25 protein-coding genes are annotated in these 25,634 nt (G+C 61.9%); 13 read left to right on the top strand and 12 right to left on the bottom strand.

Translation table 11 applies throughout. The features are described from left to right. The 3 genes from G559_RS0115075 to cysK form a co-directional block, all read right to left on the bottom strand. On the bottom strand, positions 1 to 239 hold a 239-nt coding region (locus tag G559_RS0115075; RefSeq protein ID WP_028629025.1), incomplete at its 3' end, for a hypothetical protein. 101 nt (positions 240 to 340) lie between these two features. Further along, positions 341 to 1,426, bottom strand: coding sequence for a polyamine ABC transporter substrate-binding protein (locus tag G559_RS0115070; protein WP_028629024.1), 1,086 nt, complete (start codon positions 1,424 to 1,426; stop codon positions 341 to 343). A 262-nt stretch (positions 1,427 to 1,688) separates the two neighbouring features. Further along, positions 1,689 to 2,663: a cysteine synthase A gene (gene cysK, locus G559_RS0115065; protein WP_028629023.1), complete on the bottom strand. Its 975-nt coding sequence runs from the start codon at positions 2,661 to 2,663 to the stop codon at positions 1,689 to 1,691. Between the two features lie 220 nt (positions 2,664 to 2,883). Here cysK and G559_RS0115060 point away from each other — a divergent pair, with 220 nt between their 5' ends. The 3 genes from G559_RS0115060 (at position 2,884) to G559_RS0115050 (ending at position 5,624) form a co-directional block, all read left to right on the top strand. After that, a complete protein-coding gene (locus G559_RS0115060; protein WP_028629022.1) occupies positions 2,884 to 3,729 on the top strand; it encodes an AAA family ATPase in 846 nt (281 codons plus the stop codon). Between the two features lie 140 nt (positions 3,730 to 3,869). Continuing rightward, positions 3,870 to 5,048, top strand: a complete 1,179-nt coding sequence (locus G559_RS0115055) for a vWA domain-containing protein (protein WP_028629021.1) — start codon at positions 3,870 to 3,872, stop codon at positions 5,046 to 5,048. A gap of 81 nt (positions 5,049 to 5,129) precedes the next feature. Continuing rightward, entirely contained in the window at positions 5,130 to 5,624 is a 495-nt protein-coding gene (locus G559_RS0115050; RefSeq protein WP_028629020.1) for a PaaI family thioesterase, read from the top strand. Between the two features lie 37 nt (positions 5,625 to 5,661). Here G559_RS0115050 and G559_RS0115045 read toward each other — a convergent pair whose 3' ends face one another. Further along, entirely contained in the window at positions 5,662 to 6,687 is a 1,026-nt protein-coding gene (locus tag G559_RS0115045) for a sterol desaturase family protein (RefSeq protein WP_028629019.1), read from the bottom strand. Positions 6,688 to 6,935: 248 nt separating this feature from the next. After that, positions 6,936 to 7,607 carry a DUF3313 domain-containing protein gene (locus G559_RS0115040; RefSeq protein ID WP_028629018.1) on the bottom strand — a complete coding sequence of 224 codons (672 nt, stop codon included), beginning with the start codon at positions 7,605 to 7,607 and terminating at the stop codon, positions 6,936 to 6,938. Positions 7,608 to 7,932: 325 nt separating this feature from the next. Between G559_RS0115040 and G559_RS0115035 the strand changes: the two genes are divergently transcribed. After that, a complete protein-coding gene (locus G559_RS0115035) occupies positions 7,933 to 8,595 on the top strand; it encodes a membrane protein (protein ID WP_028629017.1) in 663 nt (220 codons plus the stop codon). Positions 8,596 to 8,735: 140 nt separating this feature from the next. Further along, a complete protein-coding gene (locus G559_RS0115030; protein ID WP_028629016.1) occupies positions 8,736 to 9,227 on the top strand; it encodes a GrpB family protein in 492 nt (163 codons plus the stop codon). 179 nt (positions 9,228 to 9,406) lie between these two features. On the opposite strand, the gene G559_RS0115025 is transcribed toward G559_RS0115030, so the two are convergent. Next, positions 9,407 to 10,030, bottom strand: a complete 624-nt coding sequence (locus G559_RS0115025; RefSeq protein ID WP_028629015.1) for a glutathione S-transferase family protein — start codon at positions 10,028 to 10,030, stop codon at positions 9,407 to 9,409. A gap of 960 nt (positions 10,031 to 10,990) precedes the next feature. Here G559_RS0115025 and G559_RS0115020 point away from each other — a divergent pair. From G559_RS0115020 to G559_RS0115010, 3 genes are all read left to right on the top strand, one after another. Next, positions 10,991 to 11,917 carry a universal stress protein gene (locus G559_RS0115020; RefSeq protein WP_028629014.1) on the top strand — a complete coding sequence of 309 codons (927 nt, stop codon included), beginning with the start codon at positions 10,991 to 10,993 and terminating at the stop codon, positions 11,915 to 11,917. A gap of 544 nt (positions 11,918 to 12,461) precedes the next feature. Then, a complete protein-coding gene (locus G559_RS0115015; RefSeq protein ID WP_028629013.1) occupies positions 12,462 to 12,803 on the top strand; it encodes a hypothetical protein in 342 nt (113 codons plus the stop codon). 866 nt (positions 12,804 to 13,669) lie between these two features. Further along, a complete protein-coding gene (locus G559_RS0115010) occupies positions 13,670 to 14,179 on the top strand; it encodes a BRO-N domain-containing protein (protein WP_028629012.1) in 510 nt (169 codons plus the stop codon). A gap of 213 nt (positions 14,180 to 14,392) precedes the next feature. On the opposite strand, the gene G559_RS0115005 is transcribed toward G559_RS0115010, so the two are convergent. After that, positions 14,393 to 15,808 carry a DUF2252 domain-containing protein gene (locus G559_RS0115005; RefSeq protein ID WP_245586508.1) on the bottom strand — a complete coding sequence of 472 codons (1,416 nt, stop codon included), beginning with the start codon at positions 15,806 to 15,808 and terminating at the stop codon, positions 14,393 to 14,395. 601 nt (positions 15,809 to 16,409) lie between these two features. Between G559_RS0115005 and G559_RS29015 the strand changes: the two genes are divergently transcribed. Both G559_RS29015 and G559_RS0114995 read left to right on the top strand, forming a co-directional pair. After that, positions 16,410 to 17,492: a hypothetical protein gene (locus G559_RS29015; RefSeq protein WP_051246685.1), complete on the top strand. Its 1,083-nt coding sequence runs from the start codon at positions 16,410 to 16,412 to the stop codon at positions 17,490 to 17,492. A 190-nt stretch (positions 17,493 to 17,682) separates the two neighbouring features. After that, entirely contained in the window at positions 17,683 to 19,440 is a 1,758-nt protein-coding gene (locus G559_RS0114995; protein WP_028629010.1) for a SulP family inorganic anion transporter, read from the top strand. A gap of 165 nt (positions 19,441 to 19,605) precedes the next feature. On the opposite strand, the gene G559_RS0114990 is transcribed toward G559_RS0114995, so the two are convergent. The 4 genes from G559_RS0114990 to G559_RS0114975 all read right to left on the bottom strand — a co-directional run bounded on the left by G559_RS0114990 (position 19,606) and on the right by G559_RS0114975 (position 21,876). Beyond that, positions 19,606 to 19,914 (bottom strand): NIPSNAP family protein, encoded by a 309-nt coding sequence (locus G559_RS0114990; RefSeq protein ID WP_028629009.1) that lies wholly within the window; start codon positions 19,912 to 19,914, stop codon positions 19,606 to 19,608. A gap of 37 nt (positions 19,915 to 19,951) precedes the next feature. Further along, entirely contained in the window at positions 19,952 to 20,470 is a 519-nt protein-coding gene (locus G559_RS0114985; protein WP_028629008.1) for a DUF2937 family protein, read from the bottom strand. 18 nt (positions 20,471 to 20,488) lie between these two features. After that, positions 20,489 to 21,262 (bottom strand): class II glutamine amidotransferase, encoded by a 774-nt coding sequence (locus tag G559_RS0114980; protein WP_028629007.1) that lies wholly within the window; start codon positions 21,260 to 21,262, stop codon positions 20,489 to 20,491. 128 nt (positions 21,263 to 21,390) lie between these two features. Next, the gene (locus tag G559_RS0114975) at positions 21,391 to 21,876 is read right to left on the bottom strand and encodes a hypothetical protein (RefSeq protein ID WP_028629006.1); all 486 of its coding nucleotides are present in this window, start codon (positions 21,874 to 21,876) and stop codon (positions 21,391 to 21,393) included. A 101-nt stretch (positions 21,877 to 21,977) separates the two neighbouring features. Between G559_RS0114975 and G559_RS0114970 the strand changes: the two genes are divergently transcribed. After that, complete coding sequence (locus G559_RS0114970; RefSeq protein WP_028629005.1) at positions 21,978 to 24,011, top strand: S9 family peptidase; 2,034 nt, start codon at positions 21,978 to 21,980, stop codon at positions 24,009 to 24,011. 3 nt (positions 24,012 to 24,014) lie between these two features. Here the strand turns inward: G559_RS0114970 and G559_RS0114965 are convergent, their stop codons facing one another. Then, positions 24,015 to 24,341 (bottom strand): hypothetical protein, encoded by a 327-nt coding sequence (locus tag G559_RS0114965; protein ID WP_028629004.1) that lies wholly within the window; start codon positions 24,339 to 24,341, stop codon positions 24,015 to 24,017. 133 nt (positions 24,342 to 24,474) lie between these two features. Between G559_RS0114965 and G559_RS0114960 the strand changes: the two genes are divergently transcribed. Further along, positions 24,475 to 24,849, top strand: a complete 375-nt coding sequence (locus G559_RS0114960; RefSeq protein WP_081668088.1) for a YajD family HNH nuclease — start codon at positions 24,475 to 24,477, stop codon at positions 24,847 to 24,849. Positions 24,850 to 24,890: 41 nt separating this feature from the next. Beyond that, entirely contained in the window at positions 24,891 to 25,586 is a 696-nt protein-coding gene (locus G559_RS0114955; RefSeq protein ID WP_028629002.1) for a type 1 glutamine amidotransferase domain-containing protein, read from the top strand. Positions 25,587 to 25,634 lie beyond the last annotated feature (48 nt).

The raw sequence follows: 25,634 nt of genomic DNA, 5'->3' as shown, positions 1-25,634 counted from the left end.
GCTTCATACACCACGACCACTCTGGCGGACGCCGGCAACGCCCAGAGCGCGCGCGTCTCCGCGATCGTTTGCACCACCTGCTCCAGGCGCGCCAGGGGCTGCGGTGCGTCGACTGTCTTCAGCCGGGGGTTGCGCCGGGCATCGCTCAGCGCCACTTTCCAACTGGCCTTGGCCAACTCCAGCGCCACTGCCAGGACCGGTTCATTCGCACTATGCTGTTCAACGTAGGCCGTTCGCATGTCGATTCCTCCTCTGGGCCAAACCTTCTATCCCCCGGATTAAGAATCGGCGTGCGGGCGGCCTTTGCATAGGATCTACACGAGATCGTGCGGGACGAGCCCTAGCGCCCCGTCTTCACCGCATTCCATGTACGGGTCCGCACGCGGTCGATCTTCTGCGGCATGGACTCCAAGGCGAAGAGGTTCTTCATCACGTCGGCCGGCGGGTAGATGGCCGGGTCGGCCTTGATCGCGGCCTCCACCAGCGGGTCAGCGGCCGCGTTGCCGTTGGCGTAGTGCACCGAGTTGCTGATGCCGGCCATCACATCCGGGCGCAGCAGGTAGTTGAGGAAGGCGTAGCCAGCCGCTTCATCGGGCGCATCGGCGGGCATCGCGACCATGTCGAACCACATGGGCGAGCCTTCCTTCGGCGTGGAGTACTGGATGTTCACACCGTTGCCCGCTTCCTTGGCGCGGGTGGCCGCCTGGAGGATGTCGCCGGAGAAGCCGACCGCCACGCAAATATCGCCATTAGCCAGGTCGCTGATGTACTTCGAGGAATGGAAGTAGGTGATGTAGGGGCGCACTTTCAGCAGCTCGGCCTGAGCGGTCTTGTAGTCTTCCGGCTTCTGGCTGTGGTGCGGCAGGCCCAGGTAGTTGAGGGTGATGGGCAGCAGCTCCGGGCCATTGTCGAGCACGGCGACGCCGCACTTGGCCAGCTTCTCCATGTTCTCCGGCTTGAAGAACAGGTCCCAGGAATCCACCGGGGCGTTATCGCCCAGCACCGCCTTCACCTTGTCGACGTTGTAGCCGATGCCGGTGCTGCCCCAGAGGTAAGGGAAGCCGTACTGGTTGCCCGGGTCGTTCACTTCCAGCGCCTTGAGCAGCACCGGGTTGAGGTTCTTCCAGTTGGGTAGCTGGGCCTTGTCCAGCTTCTTCAGGGCACCGGCCTGGATCTGCTTGGCCATGAAGTGGTTGGACGGCACCACCACGTCGTAGCCGGTTTTGCCGGTCATCAGTTTGCCGTCGAGGGTCTCGTTGCTGTCGTAGACGTCGTAGCTGGCCTGGATGCCGGTTTCCTTGCTGAAGTTGGCCACGGTGTCCGGGGCGATGTACTCGCTCCAGTTGTAGATCTTCACCGTATCGGCCGCCTGGGCGGCGGCGGACATGGCCAGCGTCAGAAGGAGGGGCGCGAAGGAACGTGTCATTGTCTTTTTGTCCTGGCTGCTTGTGGATCGAGACCCCGTCGTGCGGGGTTTCCAGCTTCGCCATCACCGCCGCCAGTGACAATGCGCGACAAGTCCCAGCGTGCCCGCGAGGAAACCAGACCATAAGAAGGAGATGACCCACCCCGCATGCCGCAGGGTGTGCCAAATGCCAGGAAACTATGTAGGTCGTGACAGCGCGGAGCGAAGCCCAACGCCAGTGGCACGGATGCCCACGTTGGGTTTCGCTGCGCTCAACGCCAACCTACTGTTGCAGCTCTTGCTCGGTAAACAGGCCGTCGAACAGCATGCTGGACAGGTAGCGCTCGCCCGAGTCCGGCAGGATCACCACGATGGTCTTGCCCTGCATTTCCGGACGCTCGGCCAGTCGCACGGCGACTGCCATTGCAGCACCGGACGAGATGCCGCAGAGGATGCCCTCTTCGCGCATCAGGCGCAGGGCCATGGTCTTGGCTTCGTCATCGGTGCTCTGCTCGACGCGATCGACCTGAGTCAGGTCGAGGTTCTTCGGCACGAAGCCGGCGCCGATGCCCTGGATCTTGTGCGGGCTGGGCTTCACTTCATCGCCGGCCAGGGTCTGGCTGATCACCGGCGAAGACACCGGCTCCACCGCCACCGAAAGAATCGGCTTGCCGCAGGTTTGCTTGATGTAGCGAGACACACCGGTGATGGTGCCGCCGGTGCCGACGCCGGCCACCACTACATCCACCGCGCCATCAGTATCGTTCCAGATTTCCGGGCCGGTGGTCTTCTCGTGGATCGCCGGGTTGGCCGGGTTCTCGAACTGTTGCAGCAGCAGGTACTGCTCGGGATTGGACGCGACCAGTTCATTGGCCTTCTCGATCGCGCCCTTCATGCCCTTGGCCGGCTCGGTGAGCACCAGCTCCGCACCCAGCGCCTTCAGCACCTTGCGCCGCTCCAGGCTCATGGAGGCCGGCATGGTGAGGATCAGCTTGTAGCCACGGGCGGCGGCGACGAAAGCCAGGCCGATGCCGGTGTTGCCGGAGGTGGGTTCCACCAGGGTCATGCCCGGCTTGAGTCGGCCGGAAGCCTCTGCGTCCCAGATCATGCTGGCGCCGATGCGGCACTTCACCGAGTAAGCGGGGTTGCGGCCCTCGATCTTGGCGAGAATGGTCACACCGCGCGGCCCCAGGTGGTTGATACGCACCAGGGGGGTGTTGCCAATGGCTTGCGAGTTGTCGGCGAAGATGCGGCTCATGGCGGAATCCTTGTCATGGCGGAAAAGTGCCCAAGCCTACGGCCCATCCTCAGGAGCGTCCAGCGCTCCACGGGGGCGGTTTGAGGGCATTCCTGCCATTCAGTGACTGAATGAATCGTCTGCGTTCACAGTCGACTCGTGCGCGCGTTATAGTCAGCGTTTTCCCAAATACTGAACCGCCCGGTTTTCCAACCGGAGTCTCACGTCCGAGGATTCACTGATGAAGTTCGAAGGCACCCAGTCCTACGTCGCCACCGACGACCTCAAGCTCGCGGTGAATGCCGCCATCACCCTGCAGCGCCCACTGCTGGTCAAGGGTGAACCGGGTACCGGCAAGACCATGCTGGCCGAGCAACTGGCCGCCTCCTTCGGCGCCAAACTGATCACCTGGCACATCAAGTCCACCACCAAGGCGCACCAGGGCCTGTACGAATACGACGCCGTCAGCCGCCTGCGCGATTCCCAGCTGGATTCCGACAAGGTCCACGACGTTCGCAACTACATCAAGAAAGGCAAGCTGTGGGAGGCGTTCGAGTCCGAAGAGCGCGTCATCCTGCTGATCGACGAGATCGACAAGGCCGACATCGAGTTCCCCAACGACCTGCTGCAAGAACTCGACAAGATGGAGTTCTACGTTTACGAGACCAACGAAACCATCAAGGCCAAGCAGCGCCCGATCATCATCATCACCTCGAACAACGAGAAGGAACTGCCGGACGCCTTCCTGCGCCGCTGCTTCTTCCACTACATCGCCTTCCCTGACCGCGACACCCTGCAGAAGATCGTCGACGTGCACTACCCGAACATCAGCAACTCGCTGGTGGCCGAGGCGCTGGACGTGTTCTTCGACGTGCGCAAGGTGCCGGGCCTGAAGAAGAAGCCCTCCACCTCCGAACTGGTGGACTGGCTGAAGCTGCTGATGGCCGACAACATCGGCGAAGCCGTGCTGCGCGAGCGCGACCCCACCAAGGCCATCCCGCCGCTGGCTGGCGCCCTGGTGAAGAACGAGCAGGACGTGCAACTGCTGGAACGCCTGGCCTTCATGAGCCGCCGCGCGAGCCGCTAAGAAGCGCTTGTAGGGTGGGTTAGCGAAGCGTAACCCACCAACCGGCCGCCAGGCTGGCCAAAACGATGCCTGTGGCATCGAAGGTGGGTTACGTCGCTACGCGGCTAACCCACCCTACGGTTATTGATGAGGGCGCATAAATGCTGCTCAACCTGTTCAACGAAATGCGCGCAGCCAAGGTACCGGTCTCGGTCCGCGAGCTGCTGGACCTGATCAACGCGTTGAAGCACAACGTGGTGTTCGCCGACATGGACGAGTTCTACTTCCTCGCCCGCACGGTGCTGGTCAAGGACGAGCGCCATTTCGACAAGTTCGACCGTGCCTTCAGCGCCTACTTCAAGGGCCTGGAAAAGCTCGACGACTACCTCCAGGCGCTGATTCCCGAGGAATGGCTGCGCAAGGAATTCGAACGCATGCTCACCGATGAAGAGCGTGCGCAGATCCAGTCCCTCGGCGGCCTGGACAAGCTGATCGAGGAATTCAAGAAGCGCCTCGAAGAGCAGAAGGAACGCCACGCCGGCGGCAACAAGTGGATCGGCACCGGCGGCACCAGCCCCTTCGGCTCTGGCGGCTTCAACCCCGAAGGCATTCGCGTCGGCGATGCCGGCAAGCGCCAGGGCAAGGCCGTGAAGGTCTGGGACCAGCGCGAATACAAGAACCTCGACGACCAGGTGGAACTCGGCACCCGCAACATCAAGGTCGCCCTGCGCCGCCTGCGCAAGTTCGCCCGCGAAGGCGCTGCGGAAGAACTGGACCTGGAAGGCACCATCGACCACACCGCCAAGGACGCCGGCCTGCTCAACATCCAGATGCGCCCGGAACGCCGCAACACCGTGAAGCTGCTCCTGCTGCTGGACATCGGTGGTTCCATGGACGCCCACGTGAAGGTCTGCGAAGAGCTGTTCTCGGCCTGCAAGACCGAGTTCAAGCACCTCGAATACTTCTACTTCCACAACTTCGTCTACGAATCCGTGTGGAAGAACAACCTGCGCCGCACCTCCGAACGCACCGCCACGATGGACCTGCTGCACAAGTACGGCCCGGACTACAAAGTGGTCTTCGTTGGCGACGCCGCCATGGCCCCCTACGAAATCACCCAGGCCGGCGGCAGCGTCGAGCACTGGAACGAAGAACCGGGCTACGCCTGGATGAAGCGCTTCATGGAGAAGTACAAGAAGCTCATCTGGATCAACCCCTACCCCAAAGACACCTGGAACTACACCGCCTCCACCAACATCGTCCGCGAGCTGATCAACGACCAGATGTACCCGCTGACCCTGCGGGGCCTGGAAGACGGGATGAAGTTTCTGTCGAAATGAGCAACGGGCCCTGCGGGGCCCGTTCTGCTTTGTTGCCAAAGCCGCTAGGCTTGGCGCGTATTCCTTCGAAACGAGTCGATCATGCACGACATCTCCCTGCAGGACGCCGCCGCGCCGGATGGCGTCTGCTATGGCTGCGGCGGTCGCAACCATCACGGTTTGCACATCAAGAGCCACTGGCACGAAGACGGCGTCCATGTCGTGGCCGAGCACGTACCGGATGCCAAGTACTGCGGCTGGCCGGACCTGGTTTACGGTGGGCTGATCGCCATGCTGGTGGACTGCCACTCCAACTGGACCGCCATGGCCTACCACTACCGCGCCGAGGGCCGCGAACCCGGTAGCCTGCCGCGCATCGAGTGCGTCACCGGCAACCTCGGCATCAAGTTCATCAAGCCGACGCCCATGGGCGTACCGCTGCTGCTGCGCGCCCGGCTGGAGGGCGAACTGGGCCGCAAGACCCGGGTGATCTGCGAGGTTTATGCGGGAGAGCTGCTGACCGCCGTCGGCGATTCCATGTTCGTGCGGGTGGACACCGGGCAGCTGGCTGCGTCGGCCCACGGTCGCGAGTCTTGAGCAACGCGGGAGCCCAACCGACCATCAGCCAATCGGCTCAGCCATTGCGCAGCGGAAATCGCTGCGGGCGTTTCACCCTGGCGAGCTTGCGCGCGGTATCCACGAATGGCGTGACGATCAGGCTGTAGATCGTCAGGTAGCGGTCGTGGTCCTTTTCCAAGGTGCCGAAGCGGATGTCCTCAGGCTTCGAGGTGGTGACGTAGAGCGTGCCGAACATCCAGTCCCAGATCGACAGGTTGGTGCCGAAGTTCTTGTTGAAGTGCTTGGGCGCGTCGCTGTGGTGAATCTGATGCTGGGCCGGACTGTTCAGCACATGCTCGACCACAGGCCCGAACGACAGCCACACATGGCTGTGCCGTAGGTTGGCCGCCAGGGCATTGCAGATGAACACCAGGTAGGTAACGCCGAACAACGTATAGCGGCTGATCTCCCCACCGCAGGCATACCAGAAGGTGCCGGCATAGAGGCCCAGGAAGACGCCGGTGCTCAGCTTCTCGACGATCTTCTCCACAAAATGCACCCGGCTCGCCGTCGCCGGCACCAGCACGGGCGCCGAATGATGAACCTTGTGAAACGCCCAGAGCCAGCGGGAATGAAAAGCCCGGTGCGCCCAGTAGTGCACGAAGTCCTTCACCAGGAACACGCCCAACCCGTAGAGCAGCGAGAGCGAGAGGTTCTCACCCAGCCGCGGGCGCTCGCCCCATAGGTTGGTGAAAAAAGCGATGTAGTCCCCCGACTTCAGGATGTACGGGTCGACCAGGGCGACAATGGGCACCACCAGCGCAACCTTGAGCACCGCCCGCACGAAGTAGTAGCGGTAATCCAGCAACGCCGACCTGTGGAAATACACCCCGCTGCCACCGATGAACTGCCAGAACGAACTCGCGTCGGTCAGCCCGCGATGCTTCCTGAGTCGGAACAGCCCGTAGGCGATGCAATAGGAAATGCACAGGAACAACACGCCGAAGCGGCCATTCAGATCGAAAATGCCGGCGAACTGGGTGATTACGGGATCGATCGTCCACTGGGCCACGCGCTCATGGACGTACAAGAGAACATCCATGAATGGCTGGCCTCGACGGAAGGAGGCGCATTCTAGATCAAAACGGGAATCATCCGCTGCTGCATCCCGCGATCAAATTGCATCCCCGCGAGCTGGAGGGAACGAGTGGGGCAAAAAGGGGACACCCATTAGCCGGTCCCCTTTTTCTCCGGATCAAGCAGATGCGAGCAAAGGGCATCACCCTCGACGATGGTATGCACGAAGCCTGCTGAGTTCTTTGCTGGTCGGCTTGTGGCAGCCGGCCTCAGTCAGGGACGCTTATGGAACTGGAGATAGGCGAGTCTCATGTCACTTGCCCACCCGTCGATTACGGGCTGGATGTTCTTCACCGAAAGCACCGCTTCCTTGTTCTCCAAACTTTCGCCGGTGCCTTGGCGCACCACCTCCGCCAGGAGTTTGGTATTGCCTCCATCGAGGAACATCGCTTCGGTGGCGATTTCCACTTGCTGGTCCCGGGCGCCAATCGCTGTAGATGTCGCGGCGACGACAAGCGCGATGGGAATCACCTCGTAAGGTTTGAGCCCCTCGGTGGACGTCGAAACAGCGGTAATGGCCGGGCGCACGATGACACTGTCGGCCGTGGGCGAGTCGCTGATCCTCACCACCGATCCGAGCTCTCGCCTGAGCGCCGCATCGTAGTACCGGGTGATGTCATCCAGCGTGGCCTGGGGTATCTGCGAGCTGGGCTGGGGACGCGGGTAGAACTGGCTGGGCTCCAGATAAATGCTGCTATAGCGCGACAGGTCGATGTCGGGATCTATCCAGCGGGCTACCTTCACCCCACTGGCGGACTCCTGCTTTTCCAGCACCTGGTAGTTAGGAAGGAACCCCGAGTAATTGGCGGGCTCGACCATTGTGCTCGAGCATCCCCCCGTAGCCAGAAGTGCAGCGACCGTTACAGCAATCACGTGAGAACGCATGGTGAACCCCCGATGGAAAAATCTGAATGTCCGCCCTCCAGTTGCCTGGAAAGCAGGATGCAAAGTGCGGAAAAGAGAATCGGACTCCTCGCGTCTGCTCCCGCTATCAGGTCGGGAGTCAGGGCGATCCCCGCCGTGGGGACAGGCTCAAGCGTAGTTGGCGCCATGCCGAGTTCCAGTGCGGATCACACGTTAATCAAGGGCGACCACGGGATCACGAGTGCGAGCAGGACGCCGGTCTGGGTCTGGGTCGACCCTGAAACCCACGCGGGTCTGACACCTTGCCTACACTTCTCTCGCGAAGCTGATAGAGCGAGGGTCTGCGATGGAACACGAGGAAAGAGGCACCCGGCAGCGAATACTCGAACCCGTCGACCGCATCACCGAAGTGATATTCGGACTGCTGATGGCAATGACCTTCATCGGATCGCTGAGCGTTGCCACGGCAGGCCGTGAAGAGGCAAGAACCATGCTGATCGCGGCTTTCGGCTGTAACCTCGCATGGGGCCTGGCCGATGCCCTCATCTACCTGCTGCGTACCTGGACTGAACGCACTCGCAGCCGCACATTGCTCCTCCGCCTGCAAAGCGATGCAAGTCCGGCCAAAGGTCAGGAGCTGATTGCCGACGCCTTGCCACTGAGCATTTCCGCAGCGGCAGGTGCGGACGGCCTGGAGTTGTTGCGTTTGCGCCTGCTGGCCAACGCGGGCAAACCCCTTCGCGCGCGGTTGGACCTGAGGGATTTCGCAGGTGCATTGGGCACCTTCCTGCTGGTCGTGCTGGCAACGTTCCCCCTGGTCATACCTTTTCTGTTGATAGACCAGACCGGACCGGCGATTCGAACGTCCAACCTGGTGTCGCTGGCAATGCTGTTTCTTTCAGGTTGGCTGCTGGCCCGCTATTCCGGCGGCACCCCGTGGGCGACAGGCGCGGTGTTGGCGCTCGTTGGCACGGCACTGATATTCGCGATCATTGCGCTGGGTGGGTGATGGCATTGCCTTAAACAAGCAACGAAGTCCAACGGACGAACTACCCACAACACGCCGCGCCCATCCCCCGGTGCCAAGGCTTACAAAAAAGCGAAGAATCGAGCCCCCGCACGCATCGTTAATGGACCAACGAAAGCACCATGGCACTGACCAGCACCATCACCCGCTACAACGAAAATTGGCCTGCCCTCTTCCTCGCCGAGCAGGCACGCATCGCGGAAGGCTTCCAGGCCGAACTCCTCGCCATTCACCCTGTCGGCAGCACAGCCGTCCCGGGGCTTGCAGCCAAGCCGGAAATCGACGTATTGGTCGTCGTCTCCGGACATCGGGATGAACCCGCAAAAAAGACCTTCATGACCACCCTGGGCTATGCGCGCGGAAGCAACCTTTCCGAAGGACACCACTTCTCCCGGCGCGATGTGGATGGGGTCAGAACACACAAGGTGCATGTTTGCATCAACGGCCATCCCCAGATCGCACGCATGCTCCGCTTTCGCGAACTTCTCAGACATGACTCCGCGATCCGACAGCAGTACCAGGCGCTGAAGCTTCAGTTGGAGGCCAGCAATCGCGAGGGGATTGGTGAGTACCTGGCCGGGAAGGCGCCTTTCATTGATGAGGTGGTGGGGTGATCAGCTTCCTGCGCTGTGTGGCTGTATTGGGGCCGGTAGTGCGCTTTGTTATGGGCAGCTACCGGCCAGAAGAAAACATTCAAAGTTGCCTACAAAAAATGGGGCGATTCACCTCGAGAAGTGGCACGTCATGATCAACAACATGGTTAACAAGCCGCTCCACTGACGCGACTTTCGCACTACAGACCGTGACGCTTCCAAACAGCGGCGACGGTGGGATGGGCGGTCACACCATCGTGGAGAGCCTTCAAGTTGGGATGCTTGGCGAAGAGGCTCGGCAGATTATTGTTCCAGCCAGCGATCATGGCGGCATAGATGTCGGCTGCGCTCATCGCCGCACCGAGGATGAACGGGGCGCGGCCCAAGGCTTCGGCGAAGATGTCCCATTCCTTGGCCATCAGCCGGATCGCCGCCGACTTGACGCCTTGGGCGCCGTTGGGATCGTCGGTGTAGCCGCTAGGGAAATCCCATCGGCCTTCGGTCATATAGGAATTGGCAGCAAGGAACACCATCCAGCGCAAGTAGCGAGGGCGGAGCGGCGAGGCGAGGCCCGGCGCTAGCTGGGCGTCTGGAAAAGCGTCAGCGAGGTAGATGGCCATCGCTGCGCTTTCCGTCATCACGCTGCCGTCGGGAAGCATCAGAACTGGAACTTGGCCCATGGGGTTGAGTTCGATAAACCAGGGCGGAAAGCGCCGCTCGGTGTCTTGCTCGACATCGACGACTGTATAGGGAGCACCGCACAAGGCGAGCACCGCTTCGACCGCCATGGAACCCCAACTCCTGACTCCGTAGAGCTTGTACATGATTCCTCTCAAACAGCTTTTTCGACAAAAGACGGGCCGGCGTCATTTATCTACAGGATAGTCCCTGCTTCGACCGACCAGCGCTCCTGCTGAGCGTTGGCGTCCCTGCGGATCAATAGCTCCATGGCTTACCCTGAATCGCCCCGGCCTTTGTAGGCACTCAATGACCGCTACTGGCCGGTTTCTGCCTATCTCGACCGGCAGCCTCGGGTCGACTTCTGCCGGTCACGATCGGCAGGGATCGGCCCAGACCGTGTAAAAACGCAACAAGCGATGGCACCGAGCAGTTCCCCTGCGCCCGCCGGTAAATGCCGGCGTGCCATCCACAGCCCATAGCTCAGGGCCTGGGTTGATGCATAGAGCAGACGGCACCTTTGCGGGGGTTTCTTAAGCATAAATCGACTTGCCCAGCCGACCAGCTACCTCGCTGTTGAGCCTGCTGGCTCCCACACTACCCCCTTGAGCGAGCAAGACAGGATCCTCGCGTCTACCTGTGTAGTAACGCCTACCGCAGCGCGCCCCGGCGCATCCGCCAATGAGAAGGACAGCCGGGAGTGCTACTCGAACAGGATGGACGGCGCGTGCATGAGCGACGTCGAAGGGAGCCAGGCGCCCCTTCGGTCTCGGGTATGGGGGCGTGTTCAAACTCGGCCTTCTCGATGTAGATGCAGTGGAACAACAGCGCCAGCGCTGTGGAAGCAGCTTTTTGCAGTTGCCTGAGCGATCAGCCCTCGTTCCGTGACCATCAACGCCAGTTCAATTCAGGCAGCAACAATCTGACTGAGTGAGCGAACTTCGATTTCGGCTGTCGCGTGCATGACGTTTGTGGGTGAGCTTCCGACTGACGGACAGAGCGGCAAGGTTAAGCAACCAACGCGCCAAACCCGCCCGCTGGAACATAAGCCAAGAACACTTGTGCCTCTGTTCACCTGAAAACCTTACTCGCGAGGGAGAATGCCCATGCATACCATCCGTAACACCTTGGTGGTGATGGATTCGCAGCAGCCTGAGGACCTGATTCTGAACAGAGCCAGGATGATTGCCAGCGCCACCCAGTCGCACCTGCACCTGCTGGTCTGCGACAAGCGACTCAAGCATTCCTCTTACCTGGACGACATGCGAGGTGCCCTGGCAAAGGAGGGTTTTAGCGTCAGCGCCCAACAGGCCTGGCATGAAAGCCCGCACAAAACCATCATCGCCGCTCAGCAGGCGGAGGGCTGCGGCCTAGTGATCAAGCAGCACCTGCCCGACAATCCGCTGGCCAAGACCTTGCTCACCCCCGAGGACTGGAAGCTGCTGCGCTATTGCCCCAGCCCAGTGCTGATTGTGAAAACCGCAATGCCCTGGACCGGTGGCACGATTCTCACGGCTGTCGACGTGGGCAACGACGATATCGGACACCGCGTGCTACATGCCGGCATCGTCAGCCACGGCTACGACATCGCCCAACTGGCCGGCGGCACCCTGCACATGATGAGCGCCCACCCCTACCCCATGCTCGGGTCACACGATCCGGTCTTCCAGCTCAAGGAGAGCATCGAGGATTTCTATCGCACGCAATGCAAAACCTTGCAGAGCGAGTTCAACATCGACGACGAACACCTGCATATAGAGGAAGGCTCGGCCGATTTGCTGATCCCGCAAATCGCGCACAGGCTCAACGCGGCGTTGACGGTGATCGGCAACGTAGCCCGCACCGGTTTGTCCGGCGTTTTAATCGGCAATACGGCCGAGATGATTCTCGACACCCTGGAGAGCGACGTTCTGGTACTCAAACCGGACGACATCATCACGCATCTGGAGGAACTGGCCGCTCCAGCGCAAAGTCCCACGGCGCAGGCCGCGCTAGCCACCTGGCCCTACAACCACCATAACCACAAACTATAGCCTCAGACATTTCGCCAGCCACTGCGGGTTGGTATTGCCGCGTCGGCTGGGATTGCAGCGCGGGTTGCACCCGCCCCAAGTAGTTTTCGTGAGGGCGGGCTTTGGGGCGTTCCGAACCGGGGTGACCTCATTCGGCCAATAGTTGCCCGTGGACGCTGCGATGGCAAATGAGTACCTATGCTTGGTATGAAACCGGAATTGATCAAGCAGGATGGGCTTTCAAAAGATTCGGGAAGTCTTCTTCAGAAGGGTTTCCTTAGTTCAGGTCGCACTAATATTTATTGAATTTGTTTCTAAAGTGTTTTTCTGAAACCAGACGGAAACATCTCAACTACACGCACTTACATAGCGCAATACAATCCGTCACATGCACTAAATACGGGCATAACTGTAGGAATAACGCATGCCAGACAGATAGTTACGAACTACCACTTCGTCTTGAAGTTCACCACTTGTCAGGCATTCGAAGATAGTACTGGAAGTCTTTTTCCTCTTCCTTATTATCCGACATCGGGGATTATCTGGGGGGTTACGAGGAAGACACATGAAATCCGCAATTACCACCACTGTCTTGTCCAGCCTGCTGTTTTCTTTTGTCGCGTTGACTTCATTGCAGGCATCCAGTTCATCTCTTCCATCGGCAAGCCAGCAGCCGACTCTGATGCTGGCGGAAGGAGGCGGTGATCGCCTCATCCAATATCAGGAGTGGCAAGCGCAACGCGAGCAGACAACTGATGACGAAAGCGAGCGTTTCGCCCAGATGGTCGAGGAGCAACCGACCGCCGCCGGCGCACAGGTCACCCAGGAAGAAACAGAGTCGATCGCCAAGCCGGCAACCCGTTATAAATCAAGGATCCACCAGCAGAAGGTGGAATACGGACATTGACCTGACCTTGTCCGTCCTTCCGGGTGCGCCCCGCCCCGCACTCGGAGGGCCGCAGCACAGACCATCGCGATTGAATTCGCTTGTATGTCCTAAGCCAGTCACGGATGATTCCTGGAATAGATTAAAACTCAGCGCCCTCTGCTATCACAACAGCGCATGCGCCTCTGTGAAAAAGGCTTATCTTCATTTCGAATTCCTTATCTGAATAAGCACAAGCGATACACGGACTGGCATTGGAACTGGTTATCCCAGTAGTCTCGCAGACGGGTCAATGCCATGTTCGATCATGAAATCGAGGCGACACCGGAAGAGTTCTTCATGATGCGGCTCGGAATACTTAATAGCAATTACAATCATTTATTTTTATACTTAGAGGATAATCTTGAGGAATTTCCCTATAAATGGGTGGCACTCACTAGCGCACTACCCACAGCTGGTCCAACCCAGTCGTGTACCCTCATTTCTTGTCCACCGACATTAGTGAATGTCCGCCTCGGGTCGAAAGCTGCCTGACGCGAGTGGCTGCCTCTGGCCGAACGTGCCATTGAGATCTAGCCGCCCCCCCACTTGCCCTTCCAATCTCCCCTCCCTATCCTGCGCCGGTCACGGTAAATCCCGTGGCCGGGTTTGACAGCCCGACGCAAAGGCGCGATTGCGCCGCAAGGTGCATGCGAAAAACGGCGGACGTTTTTTGCAGGCCTTTGTTCGCATGCAGTTTTTGCTGCACTGCTCTATGGCAGATCGCGTGGGGAGACCCTTGCGGTCTGCCGGCTCCTTTGCCCGGTCTGTCAACCCTGCGCGATCTGCCACCCTTCGACTGACAGCGGATGGTGGCAGCTGATGAACTCAGCAAAGGACTATTCGCCATGCAAGACGCATATCGCCCCATCGTTTTCCAACGCCATTCCCATCAACTACGCGCGCTGATGATCGACAACCAGCCCTGGTTCGTCGCCTACGACTTCGCGCGGCTGATTGGTGCCCATCGCCCCTACCGCCTGCCGCAGCGCATGGACCCGCACCAGAAGCGCGCCGTGGTGCTGGAGTTCGCCAGCGGCCTGCGGGAGGAAGTGGAGGTGATCAGCGATGCCGGGGCCTACAAGGCGCTGTATCGCTTTGGGCACCCGGAGCATCGCTGCATCAGCCAGTGGCTGAGCGAGGTGCTGGTGCCCACGCTGCATGACTATCACCGTGCTCCGGACGCAACGCCGCAGCGGGCGTTCATGACCTGGGCGAATCAGCGGATTGGGGTGGTGAAATGGCAAGGGGATATCTGGATTGCGCGGCGGGATTTGCCGGTGTTCATGGCGGCGCATGATGCCCCATCGTTGAAGGAGGAGCCGAGCTGGAAGCGGATTTCGCTTGGGGACTGCTAGCGGCGTCCGAGGTTGGACTGGCTCCCCTCCCCCGGCCCCTCGCAGTATGGAGCGGGGTAGGGGGCGAGGCGCCCGTGTTGCAACCCTGCCAGGATAGCGATGGGCGGTTCGACGTCTGTTTTTGTCATCACCGGCTCAGAGCGATCGACCTGAACAGCCCGGATTACGAATCCATGATGTGTCCACCCTGTCTCCGAACACCCGATCTGATCATTACTCCTCCTCAATAAGGACCTCCAATCGCCCGGACTTCACGGCCTTCACCAAGGCCGCATGATCCTGCTCCGTCTGATCGGCATAGGCGAGGGAAAAGTCACCCAGTGCCTCATCGAAACTGTCGCCGTTGCCCAGGTAACCCGTGATGGTCGCACTATCACCCGACTTGGCATGGGCGCGGGCCAGGGTAATGCCACAGACTCCGGCATAGCGTTTGAGCCGCGTGGCTGAAACCCCCTCGATGGGCACGGACATCTTCATGTCGCGCATCTGCCGGACAAAGTAATCATGCCCACCCTGGCCACGCGTCCAGCCCAGGAAAATGTCGCTGGAGGACTGCATGAGCCTCTGCCCCATGACGACGCGCTGCCCCTGGTTCGTGTACTGGCTTTTCCCCGCATAGGGTTCGAGAACCGAGCGACAGGATTCCTTGAACTGAAGAATCAGCGGATGGTTTTCTTCGGAGAAGAGCAATCCGATGAAGCAGCGGGTGCCAACGCTGCCAATGCCCACGACTTTCATGGCTACGTCCACCAGGCGATAGCGATCCAGGAGAACGCGGCGTTCGTCGGACAGCGTCGAACGGTAGTCCGCCATCGCACGGTGGGCCGTTTCCAGGAATCGTGGCGTGTCGACGTGGTACAGGATCGGGGGTTGATCGACGATGCGCGGGTACCCGGCAACCTGCTCGGTAATCTTGGGAAAGACGTTTTCGACCACCCGCGCGCGGGCTTTATCGGCAAGTTGCTGGCGACTCTTTTTAATCTTTTCATCGGGCGCCAGCTCGATCAGGGTGTCCATGTCCAGGCGCGAATACCAGACCTCCAGCGGATTCTTCCTGGAGTATTCGTGCAGGTTCTCCCGATAGGCGCGCGCACATGCCACCGCGGCTTCCCGTGCCTGGTCATCGGACAGCCCGTTATCGCGTCCGGCAACCGCAAAACTCGCGGCGAGCCGTTTGATATCCCACTCCCAAGGGGCGGGAAGGGTTTCGTCAAAGTCGTTGAGGTCGAACACCAGGTTGCGCTCTGGCGTGGCGAACAGACCGAAGTTCAAGAGGTGGCAGTCGCCGCAGGCCTGCACTTGCACCCCGATGTCGGGGGTGCTGGCCAGGTCATGGGCCATGAGCGCCGCCGAGCCCCGGAGGAAAGTAAAGGGGCTGCGGAGCATGCGTCCGTAGCGGATCGGCACCAGCTCCTGAAGCCGATCCTTGTTCGACTTTTCGAGGATCGCGATCGGGTACCGTCGCTTGTCCTTTGTTGTCCAGGCGGCGTGGCTGCTGCGCGGCACCCTGTCACGCAGCAGCTTCCCGGCATTCAGTCGTTCCTCGCGAGAGCGGAATTGCGGTAGGGCCGCTGCTGCCTTGGTGGCTTTGCCCTTTGCCATGTGGGTGGTTTTCTTGCTGGCTGCCATGGTTGCGCCCCGCGTTCCCGCTCACAGTAATCGTCGGTTGGCCCCCATAAGGGGGCATCGCGGATGCAGCCGGCCAGATCGTGGCCCGGATTTCATCCGCGCTACCGACGTGTAGGAGCGAGCTTGCTCGCGAAAGATCGTGCTCGGGCTGTTCGCGAGCAAGCTCGCTCCTACTGACAATCCGGCTTCATCCTTTAAATCAGGCATTTCGATCGTCACAGGCAGAGCCGATGACTCATGACCACGCCCTAAACACGTGGTTTCCCACGTTCAAATGAAAGTTGAACATTCGACCTTATGCACGCCCTCGGCCCGGATATCCGCGTGAGCGGATGATGCGCAGCGACGCTGAGGCCTGCGGAGCTGGGCTAACCTCTCAGGTTGAGGCCCGTGATCGGACTGCCAGCATCATCAGGACCCGGATCAATGCACCGGCCGACACCTTGCGCTGTGGCGTGGCATCTACGGAGCCGCTGACTCAGTGCGATCAAGAGAACGATGTTTCCCTGGCCGGATCGGCATGGCGCAGTCGGTACGCGGAAGTCGAGCGCGCACCCGTTGATGCAGCGCTGATGCCCGCCCCCAGCTGAGGATGGTGAGAGTGACTCCGAACGAGACGATCCTTCTCATTGCCGCCGTGTTGGCATCTCTGGTGCTGTCGGGTTGCGCGAGCATCGGCCCCGGTACCGTGACGGTGGATCGCTTCGATTACAGTTCGGCCATCGCCGATTCCTGGAAGCAGCAGACCCTGCTCAACATCGTCAAGCTGCGCTACATGGACATGCCCGTATTTGTCGACGTTGCCTCGATCGTCGCCGGCTACTCGCTGGAAACCGGAGGCAACATCGGCGGCCAGATTTCCTCGGCCGATGCCGTTCAGGGCAACAGCGTCGTACTCGGTGCCAACGGCAAATACACCGATCGCCCCACGATTACCTATGTGCCGATGACCGGCGAGAAGTTCCTGATCGGACTGCTGACGCCCATCGACCCAAAGAACATTTTCTCCTTGCTCCAGTCAGGCTATGCGGCGGACTTCATCCTCGGGCTGACGGTCGAGTCGCTCAACGGTGTCCGCAATCGCACGGCATTGGCTGGCGCCGTGCGTGAGGCCGAACCGGATTTCCTGCGTGCCCTGGCGTTGCTGCGCGAAATCCAGGCAGCGGGCGCCGTGGGTTTGCGCGTGGATGAAAACAAGGCCACGGGCACGACCGCGCTGCTGATCATGCGTCGAGATGACGTAGAACCGGACATACTGGAAAAGCAGAATCAGCTCCGTCGCCTGCTTCATTTGCCTGAAGACAGCCAGCGCTTCGTGCTCAAGTACTCGCCATCACGGGGCGAAGAGGGCGAACTGTCGGTCAACAGCCGTTCGATGCTGCAGATCATGACGGCCTTCTCCAGTTACATAGACGTGCCCGAAGCGCATATTCAGGACCGAAGCGCCGTACCGACCGTCGACACGGGCAGTGCGGATAATCCCGCATCTGGAACGCTCGTTCACAGCGGAAAGGAAAAGCCCGAGCACGCTTACACGGCCGTGCGTTATCGCGATTACTGGTTCTGGATAGATCACAGCAACTGGCAGGCGAAGCGGGCACTGGCCGCCATCATGTTTTTCTTCACGTTGTCGGAGGCCAAGGGGAATAACAGTCTGCCGCTGATCACCATCCCGGCGCAGTGATGGCGTACACCAGCAATGACCTGCCCCTTTGCGAACCGACGCCGTCGACAAGGCAGTGGAAAGCGGCCCACCCGCCTTTGCTGGCCCAATCGGGGCGATCTAATCTGCACGGATAGCTGAGGCCCACCGCGGTCATGTCGCAGTCGAGGTGGTAGAAGACTGACGCTCCGCATGCAGGACGGATGGACTCATGCCAAGAAACGATCCCCCCGCGACCAATAAGGCCACGCCCGCAACGATGCCTGCCGCCCATGCGCCGGTTCGCGGCTGGCGCGCGGCCTTTCCTCCGGCCCAGTGGCTCCCGACCTACCAGGTGAAGTGGCTTCGCAATGACGTTGTCGCGGGTGTGACCCTGGCGGCCTACGGCATTCCGGTCTCCCTCGCCTACGCCTTGCTCGCGGGTCTTCCGCCGCAGTACGGCATCTACTGCTATCTGGTCGGCGGCCTGTTCTATGCGCTGTTCGGCTCTTCTCGCCAGCTGGCCATTGGCCCCACATCCGCCATCTCGATGCTCATCGGCGTCACGGTTGCGGGCATGGCGGGGGGCGATCCGACACGTTGGGCCGACATAGCGGCACTGACAGCGCTGGTCATCGCCGCCATGTGTGCGCTGGCATGGCTGCTGCGCCTGAGCTCGCTGGTCAACTTCATCAGCGAGACCATTCTGCTGGGTTTCAAGGCCGGCGCAGCGCTGACCATTGCGATGACCCAGTTGCCCAAGCTGTTCGGGGTCCCGGGAGGCGGGGAAGACTTCTTCGAGCGCATTGTTGTCCTGACCGGCCAACTTCCCGACACCAACTTCGCTGTACTGATATTCGGCCTGGCAGCCATCGCGGCGCTGATGCTCGGGGAAAGGTTTCTGCCAGGCCGCCCGGTGGCTTTGTTCGTGGTGGTGATATCGATCATCGCCCTGTCGGTGACACCGCTGAGCAGCCTTGGCTTCAAGGTGGTCGGGGCTTTGCCGACCGGCCTCCCCGACTTCCACCCCCCGGAGCTGCGACTGCGGGACGTGGACGGGGTCATCCCCCTCGCGTTCGCGTGCATGCTGCTGGCCTATGTGGAAAGCGTTTCAGCGGCCCGAGCCCTGGCCCAGGCGCACGGCCAGGAAATTGATCCACGCCAGGAACTGCTTGGCCTGGGTGCCGCGAATCTGGGTGCAGCCTTGTTCCAGGCCTATCCGGTGGCCGGCGGTCTGTCTCAATCGTCGGTGAATGACAAAGCCGGCGCCAAGACGCCGCTGGCACTGGTCTTTGCCTCGATCACCATCGCCTTGTGCCTGATGTTCCTGACAGGATTACTGGCCAACCTGCCCAATGTGGTGCTTGCAGCCATCGTGCTGGTGGCCGTCAAAGGCTTGATCAACATCCCCGAGCTGCGCCACGTCTGGCGTGTGAGTCGCTTCGAGTTCAGCGTGTCGATGGTCGCCTTCGCCGCCGTGCTACTGCTGGGGATTCTCAAGGGTGTGCTATTGGCGGTACTGGTGTCGCTCCTGTTGCTGATACATCGTGTCGCGCACCCCCACGTGGCGTTTCTCGGCCAGATCCCCGGCACCCGGAGCTACTCCGACATGGATCGCAGTTCCGACAATCTGGCCGTACCGGGCGTGTTGGTGTTCCGCGTCGAAGCATCGTTGCTCTACTTCAACGTCGAGCACGTGCGCGATGTGCTCTGGCAGAGAATCCGCTCTACCCCCGACGCATTGAAACTGGTGGTCTGCGACATGTCCGCCTCCCCGCTCGTCGACTTGGCCGGCGTACGTATGCTTGAGGCGTTGCATGGGGAACTGCAGGGGTTAGGGATACGCTTGCGACCCGTCGGGGCCCATGCGCGAGTACGGGACATACTGCGCACCGAAGGGCTGGAGGAACGCTTCGGCAACTTCGGCCACACGGTTTCGGTGGCCGATGTCATCGACGAGTTCCAGGGCAAGGCTGTGGCAGGCACATGATGACCCGTGGTTGAAGGACGAGCCGCGCTGGAAGCGGATTCCGCTCGAACTCAGCCGCAACACCCGGATTCGAGACGTGCCACTCGCAGGATGTGGCGGGCGGCGTTCCGCTGGAGCGCAGCGATACCCATCAGCGACGGTCCAATGGAGCACTGCCGGCGCTCTCTACGCGCCAAACACAGGCCTGAAGAACGAGCGCTCGTAGCTGAGGATGCACCGGGTCTCTTCCGCGTACTTGAAGGCGGCGATGCATTCGGGGTCGTTCATGGATTGCTGCCGGTAGCGCTCGTAGTCCGCCAGGCTGGGAAAGGTGAACATCGCGAGCGCGATGTTGTTTGCGCCTTCGGATGGCAGGAAGTAGCCGTGGTGCTGGCCGCCGAACTTCTCCACCAGCGGAATCCACAGTTTTCCGTAGTGCTCGAATTCACTCAGCTTGTACGGGTCCAGGACGTATCTCAGGTAACAGGTGACCATTTCTTCCCTCTCTGGCAATGGATGGGTGGCATGAGCGTCACCGCCAATGCCGCTGCTGCACCTTCTTGCTGCGGCCGATGCCAGCGCCGATGAGCAGGAGGAGGCTTTCCACCAGCCACGCCAGCAGCAGGCCGCAGGCCAGGCCCCAGGCGATGGCTTCGGGTTTGAGCAGCAGTTGATAGCTGTAGGCGGTGAGGGTTTCCTGGCGCAGCTCGGGGTTGGCCATGGCCAGTACATGCCAGGCGCGCTGGTACCAGGGGCCTTGCAGGGCGCGCCATTCGCGTTGCATCAGGTCGTTACGGGTGACGAGGTGGGCCACGCTGTCGGCGTCGCTGCGCATGACCGGGTCGGCGCTTGCGCGGTAGTGGGCGACCAGGGCGTCGAGGTCGCCCTCGAAGAAGCGCTGGGCGGTTTCACGGAAGCCCTTGAGGCCCTGCTCCGCTTCCAGCCGGTGGGCGTCGACGCGCTGGGCGTAGTCTTCGATGAAGCCCGGCACCTGCACCCCGACCAGCAAGCCCAGGGTGAACAGGATCAGGCGCAGGTAGCTTCGCAACATTCCCTGTATCTCCTGTTGTCAGGCCCGGCCCTGGGTGACGATCTCGCCGCGGCGCCAGAGGATCCACTCGCCGGGCTGGAAGATGTTCCAGTTTTCGTTTTCGGTCAGCGGTTCGGTGGCAATTACCGTGACCACGTCGTTGGGGGTGGTTTCGGCCTGGAAGTCCACCGTCAGGTCGGCGTCCTTCAGGCTTGCTGGGCCGAAGGGCGCGCGGCGGGTGATGTGGGCCAGCTTGGTGGAGCAGAAGCTGAACAGCCAGTCGCCATCGCTGAGCAGGCAGTTGAACACGCCCTTCTGGCGAAATTCGAAGCAGGCCTGGATCAGCACCGGCAGGAGGATTTCCGCCATGACCGGCTCTGGAAAGGCACCGCGCACACGGTTGAGCAGGTTGCAGAAGGCCGCTTCGCTGTCGGTATCGCCCACCGGGCAATAGAAACCTTTGGGCGGCTCGTAGCCGGACAGTTGGCCGTTGTGCGCAAAGCACCAGTTGCGGCCCCAGAGCTCGCGGACGAACGGATGGGTGTTGGACAGGCAGACCTTGCCGACGTTGGCCTGGCGAATATGGCCGATGACGGTTTCGCTCTTGATCGGGTAACGCTGGACCAGGCGCGCCACCTCGGACTCGATGCTCGCGGCAGGGTCCTGGAACAGGCGCAGGCCGCGCCCTTCATAGAAGCCGATGCCCCAGCCGTCGCGGTGCGGGCCAGTGCCGCCGCCGCGTTGCATCAGGCCGGTGAAGCTGAAAACGATATCGGTGGGGACGTTGGCGCTCATGCCGAGCAATTCGCACATGGTTCAGGACTCTGGCGTCAGGCGTTCTTGGAAGGAGGCGACTTCCCGCACCGGGAAGTGAAAGGGACGTTCCGGGCCGGGGTGGCCCATGCTGAACGTCCAGTGGCCGGGCCGCAAGGCCCGGTGCATCAGAGGCGGGGTTCGATGCGCAGGCGGCGGTCGCCGTTCTGGTCGTAGCGGGTGTCCGCTTCGGGTTTGCTGTCGCGCATGATTTCGCGCAGGGTCGGCTCTTCTTCGGCTTCGGCCTGTTGGGCCGCTTCGCGTTCGGCACGGCGGGCCTTGAGTTTGTTCTCGATGGGCCAGCGGATGCTGGCATATACCAGGTACAGGGTCAGCGCAATGATGCTGTACATGGTCAGATCGAGGGTAGCCTTCCAGGCGTTGTTGCCGACCTTGAACAGCACATCCAGCGCGGTGATGGCCACTGCCGGGGCGAACATGTCCTTGGCCGGGTCGACGATGGTGGGGGTCAGCAACAGCACTGCCACCAGCAGACGCAGCGGCTCACGCAGCCAGCGCCACATCCAGCCCGTGAGGCGGAACCAGACCAGCAGGCAGCCGAGCGCGGCCACTCCATAGGCAGCCCAGGCGAGCAGGTAGTCGTTTTCAGTCATTGGCGTCCGTGGCAAGGCTGGCAAAAGGGCGCTTATGATAAACGCTTTTCACGGTTCCGGCGCTCCTGCCGTCGCCGCCCCGCCTGCCTTCGAGAGTACCCATGTCCCAAGCCCCCATCGCCCGCATCGAACCCGGTGACGACCCCTACCGCTGGCTGGAGGAGCGCGATGCGCCCGACGTGCTCGCCCACCTCGAGGCGGAGAACGCCTGGCTGGAAACCGTGCTGGCCGATCAGAAAGCGCTGCGCGAGACGCTGTTCCAGGAGATCAAGGGCCGCATCCGCGAAACCGACCTGTCCCTGCCGGTGCCCTGGGGCCCCTGGCTCTACTACCAGCGCACCACTGCCGGTGACGAGTACCCGCGCCACTACCGCTGCCCGCGCCCGACCGACGGCTCCCTGACCCTGGACGACGCCGGCGAAGAACTGCTGCTGGACCCGAACGAGCTGGCCGCTGGCGGCTTCCTGTCCATTGGCGCCTTCAGCATCAGCCCGGACCACGCACGCCTGGCCTACAGCCTGGATACCAGCGGCGACGAGATCTACCAGCTGTTCGTCAAGGAACTGGCGACGGGAGAAATCACCGCCCTGCCCTTCGAGCACTGCGACGGCAGCATGACCTGGGCCAACGACAGCGCCACGCTGTTCTTTGGTGAACTGGACGACACCCATCGCCCGCACCGCCTGTACCGCACCCGCCTGGGCGAGCCCGGCGCGGCACTGGTATTCGAGGAAGGCGACGGACGCTTTTTCCTGCATTGCTACCGCGCCAGCTCCGAGCGCCAGCTGATCCTCCTGCTCAACAGCAAGACCACCAGCGAAGCCTGGGTGCTGGATGCCGACACCCCTGAAGGTACCTGGGCCTGCGTGGCCGAGCGCGAAGAAGAGCACGAGTACTACATCGACCACGGCAAGCTGGACGGCCAGTGGGCCTGGTTGATCCGCAGCAACCAGAGCGGCATCAACTTCGCGCTCTACCAGAGCACCGAAGCGGTACCCGTTCGCGACCGCTGGCAGACGCTGATCCCCCATGACGAGACGCGCATGCTGGAAGGCGTCAGCCTGAATGCCGGCGGCTTCGTCCTGAGCCTGCGCGAAGGGGGCCTGCCGATCATCCAGGTGCACCCGCAAGGTGCGGCGCCCTACCCGCTCCAGTTGCCGGATGCGGCCTACAGCCTTTACGTGCAGGACAGCCTGGAGTTCGACAGCCCGGTGGTCCGCCTGCGCTACGAGGCCCTCAACCGGCCGGCGCAGGTGCGCCAACTGGAGCTGGCCACAGGCGCGCAGAAGGTGCTCAAGGAAACGCCGGTGGAAGGCCCCTTCGATGCGGACGCCTTTGTCAGCCGCCGTCTCTGGGCGACGGCGGCGGACGGTACGCGCATCCCCATCAGCCTGGTGGCGCACCGCGACACGCTGGGCAAGCCCGCCCCGCTCTACCTCTATGGCTACGGCGCTTATGGCGAGAGCCTCGACCCCTGGTTCTCCCATGCACGGCTGAGCCTGCTGGAGCGCGGGTTCGTCTTCGCCATCGCCCACGTGCGCGGCGGCGGCGAGCTGGGTGAGGCCTGGTACCGCGCCGGCAAGCTGGAGCACAAGGCCAACAGCTTCGGCGACTTCATCGCCTGCGCCGAGCACCTGATCGCAGAGGGCTACACCACCTCCGCGCAACTGGCCATCAGTGGCGGCAGCGCCGGGGGCCTGCTGATTGGGGCGGTGCTGAACCTGCGCCCGGAGCTGTTCGCCGCGGCCATCGCCGAAGTGCCGTTCGTGGATGTGCTGAACACCATGCAGAACCCCGACCTGCCGCTGACTGTGACCGAGTACGACGAATGGGGCGACCCGAACGAGCCTGAGGTGTTCGCGCGGATCAAGGGCTACGCGCCCTACGAGAACGTGAGCGCACAGGCCTACCCGGCGATGCTGGTGGTGGCCGGCTACAACGACAGCCGCGTGCAGTACTGGGAAGCCGCCAAATGGGTGGCCCGCTTGCGCGCAACGAAGACCGACAACAACCCGCTGCTGCTCAAGACCGACCTCGGCGCCGGCCATGGCGGCATGAGCGGCCGCTACCAGGCGCTACGCGACGTGGCGCTGGAGTACGCCTTCCTGCTCAAGGTGCTGGGGCTGCCCCAGTAACGATCAGGGATTGCCGGTGCCGGTCCCGAGTCCCTTGGTGTTGCGCTCCAGTTGCTGCTCCAGCACCGGGATCGGCTGGTCGCGCTGCTCCAGGGACTGGCGCAGGCGTTGCTCCTGGTCTGGCCGCTTCATCATCTGCGGGCTGCCGCTCTGCGGCGCCGGGCTGGTGATCGCACGCGGCGTCACTTGCGGGTAGGGCTGCGGATTGACGGTGCCGGGCGATCCGGCCGGCGCCTGCAAGGGCGCACGCAGCAGCGGTGGATTCTGCGCGGCCGCGCTGCCGGCGATCAGGGCCAGCGCCAGCAGCAACGACCTGTGCGAAAGCTTCATGGGCTGCCTCCGGTTCATACCTTGTCTGAGTCTAAACCCCGACGGCCGGCGCGACGCCCCGTGCGACGGGATACCCGCGATCCGGCATGCCCGGACTAGACTTTTCACAGATCCAGACTCGGGAGCGCAACCAATGGGCACAGAGCGATCAGCACCGCCCACAAGCAAGCTGGACAAACTGCTCGCCGACGAACGCAAGCGACGCGAACACAGCTACCGGGAACAGGCACTGAAGCTGTTTCCCTGGGTATGTGGCCGCTGTGGACGCGAGTTCAGCGGCAAGCGCCTGTCCGAACTTACGGTGCATCACCGCGATCACAATCATGACAACAACCCGCCGGACGGTTCGAACTGGGAGCTGCTCTGCCTCTACTGTCATGACAACGAGCACGCCCGCTACATCGACCAGCAGTGGCACAGCGAGGAAGAACCCGGCGCGCGGCAGAGTCCGCGCACCACCTACAAGGCGTTCGCCGACATCGGCAACCTGTTGAAGCGCGAGGAATAGCCCGCCGGGCCGTTCGTCACCGAGTCCGCAAGGAGATCACGATGAAGATCCTGATGGTACTGACCTCCCACGACCAGTTGGGCAACACCGGCAAGAAGACCGGTTTCTGGCTGGAGGAGTTCGCCGCGCCTTATTTCGCCTTTCGCGATGCCGGCGCCGAGGTGGTGCTGGCCTCGCCCAGGGGCGGCCAGCCGCCGCTGGACCCGAAGAGCGACGACCCGGACGCCCAGACCGAGGCAACGCACCGTTTCCGCGAGGATGACGAGGCGCGCCGTGCACTGGCCAACACCCATTTGCTGGCCGGGCTGGCGCCGGGGGACTACGACGCCCTCTTCTACCCCGGTGGCCACGGCCCGATGTGGGACCTGGTGGACGACCTGCACTCCATCGTGCTGATCGAAAGCTTCTACGCCGCCGGCAAGCCGGTGGGCGCCGTGTGCCACGCACCAGCCGTGCTGCTTAACGCCAAGGCGCCGGACGGTGCACCTCTGGTGCAGGGCAATGCAGTGACCGGCTTTTCCAACTCCGAGGAAACCGCTGTGGGCCTGGCCGACGTGGTGCCCTTCCTGCTGGAAGATGCGCTCAAGGAGAACGGTGGCCATTACTCCAAAGTGGCGGACTGGCAGCCCCATGTGGTCACCGACGGCAACCTGATCACCGGGCAGAACCCGGCATCGTCCGAGCCGACGGCGGCAGCCATGCTGGAACTGCTGAGCGGGCGGCGGGGGGAGATGTAGGCCGACAGTGGGAAATTCGCCCCTACAGGCAAAAGCGCCGGCCAGTTC

Origin of the sequence: Metapseudomonas resinovorans DSM 21078 (assembly GCF_000423545.1) — a bacterium.
GTDB lineage: Bacteria > Pseudomonadota > Gammaproteobacteria > Pseudomonadales > Pseudomonadaceae > Metapseudomonas > Metapseudomonas resinovorans.
The sequence above is the reverse complement of the archived record's forward strand: the minus strand, read 5'-3'. Positions and strand labels throughout refer to the sequence as shown.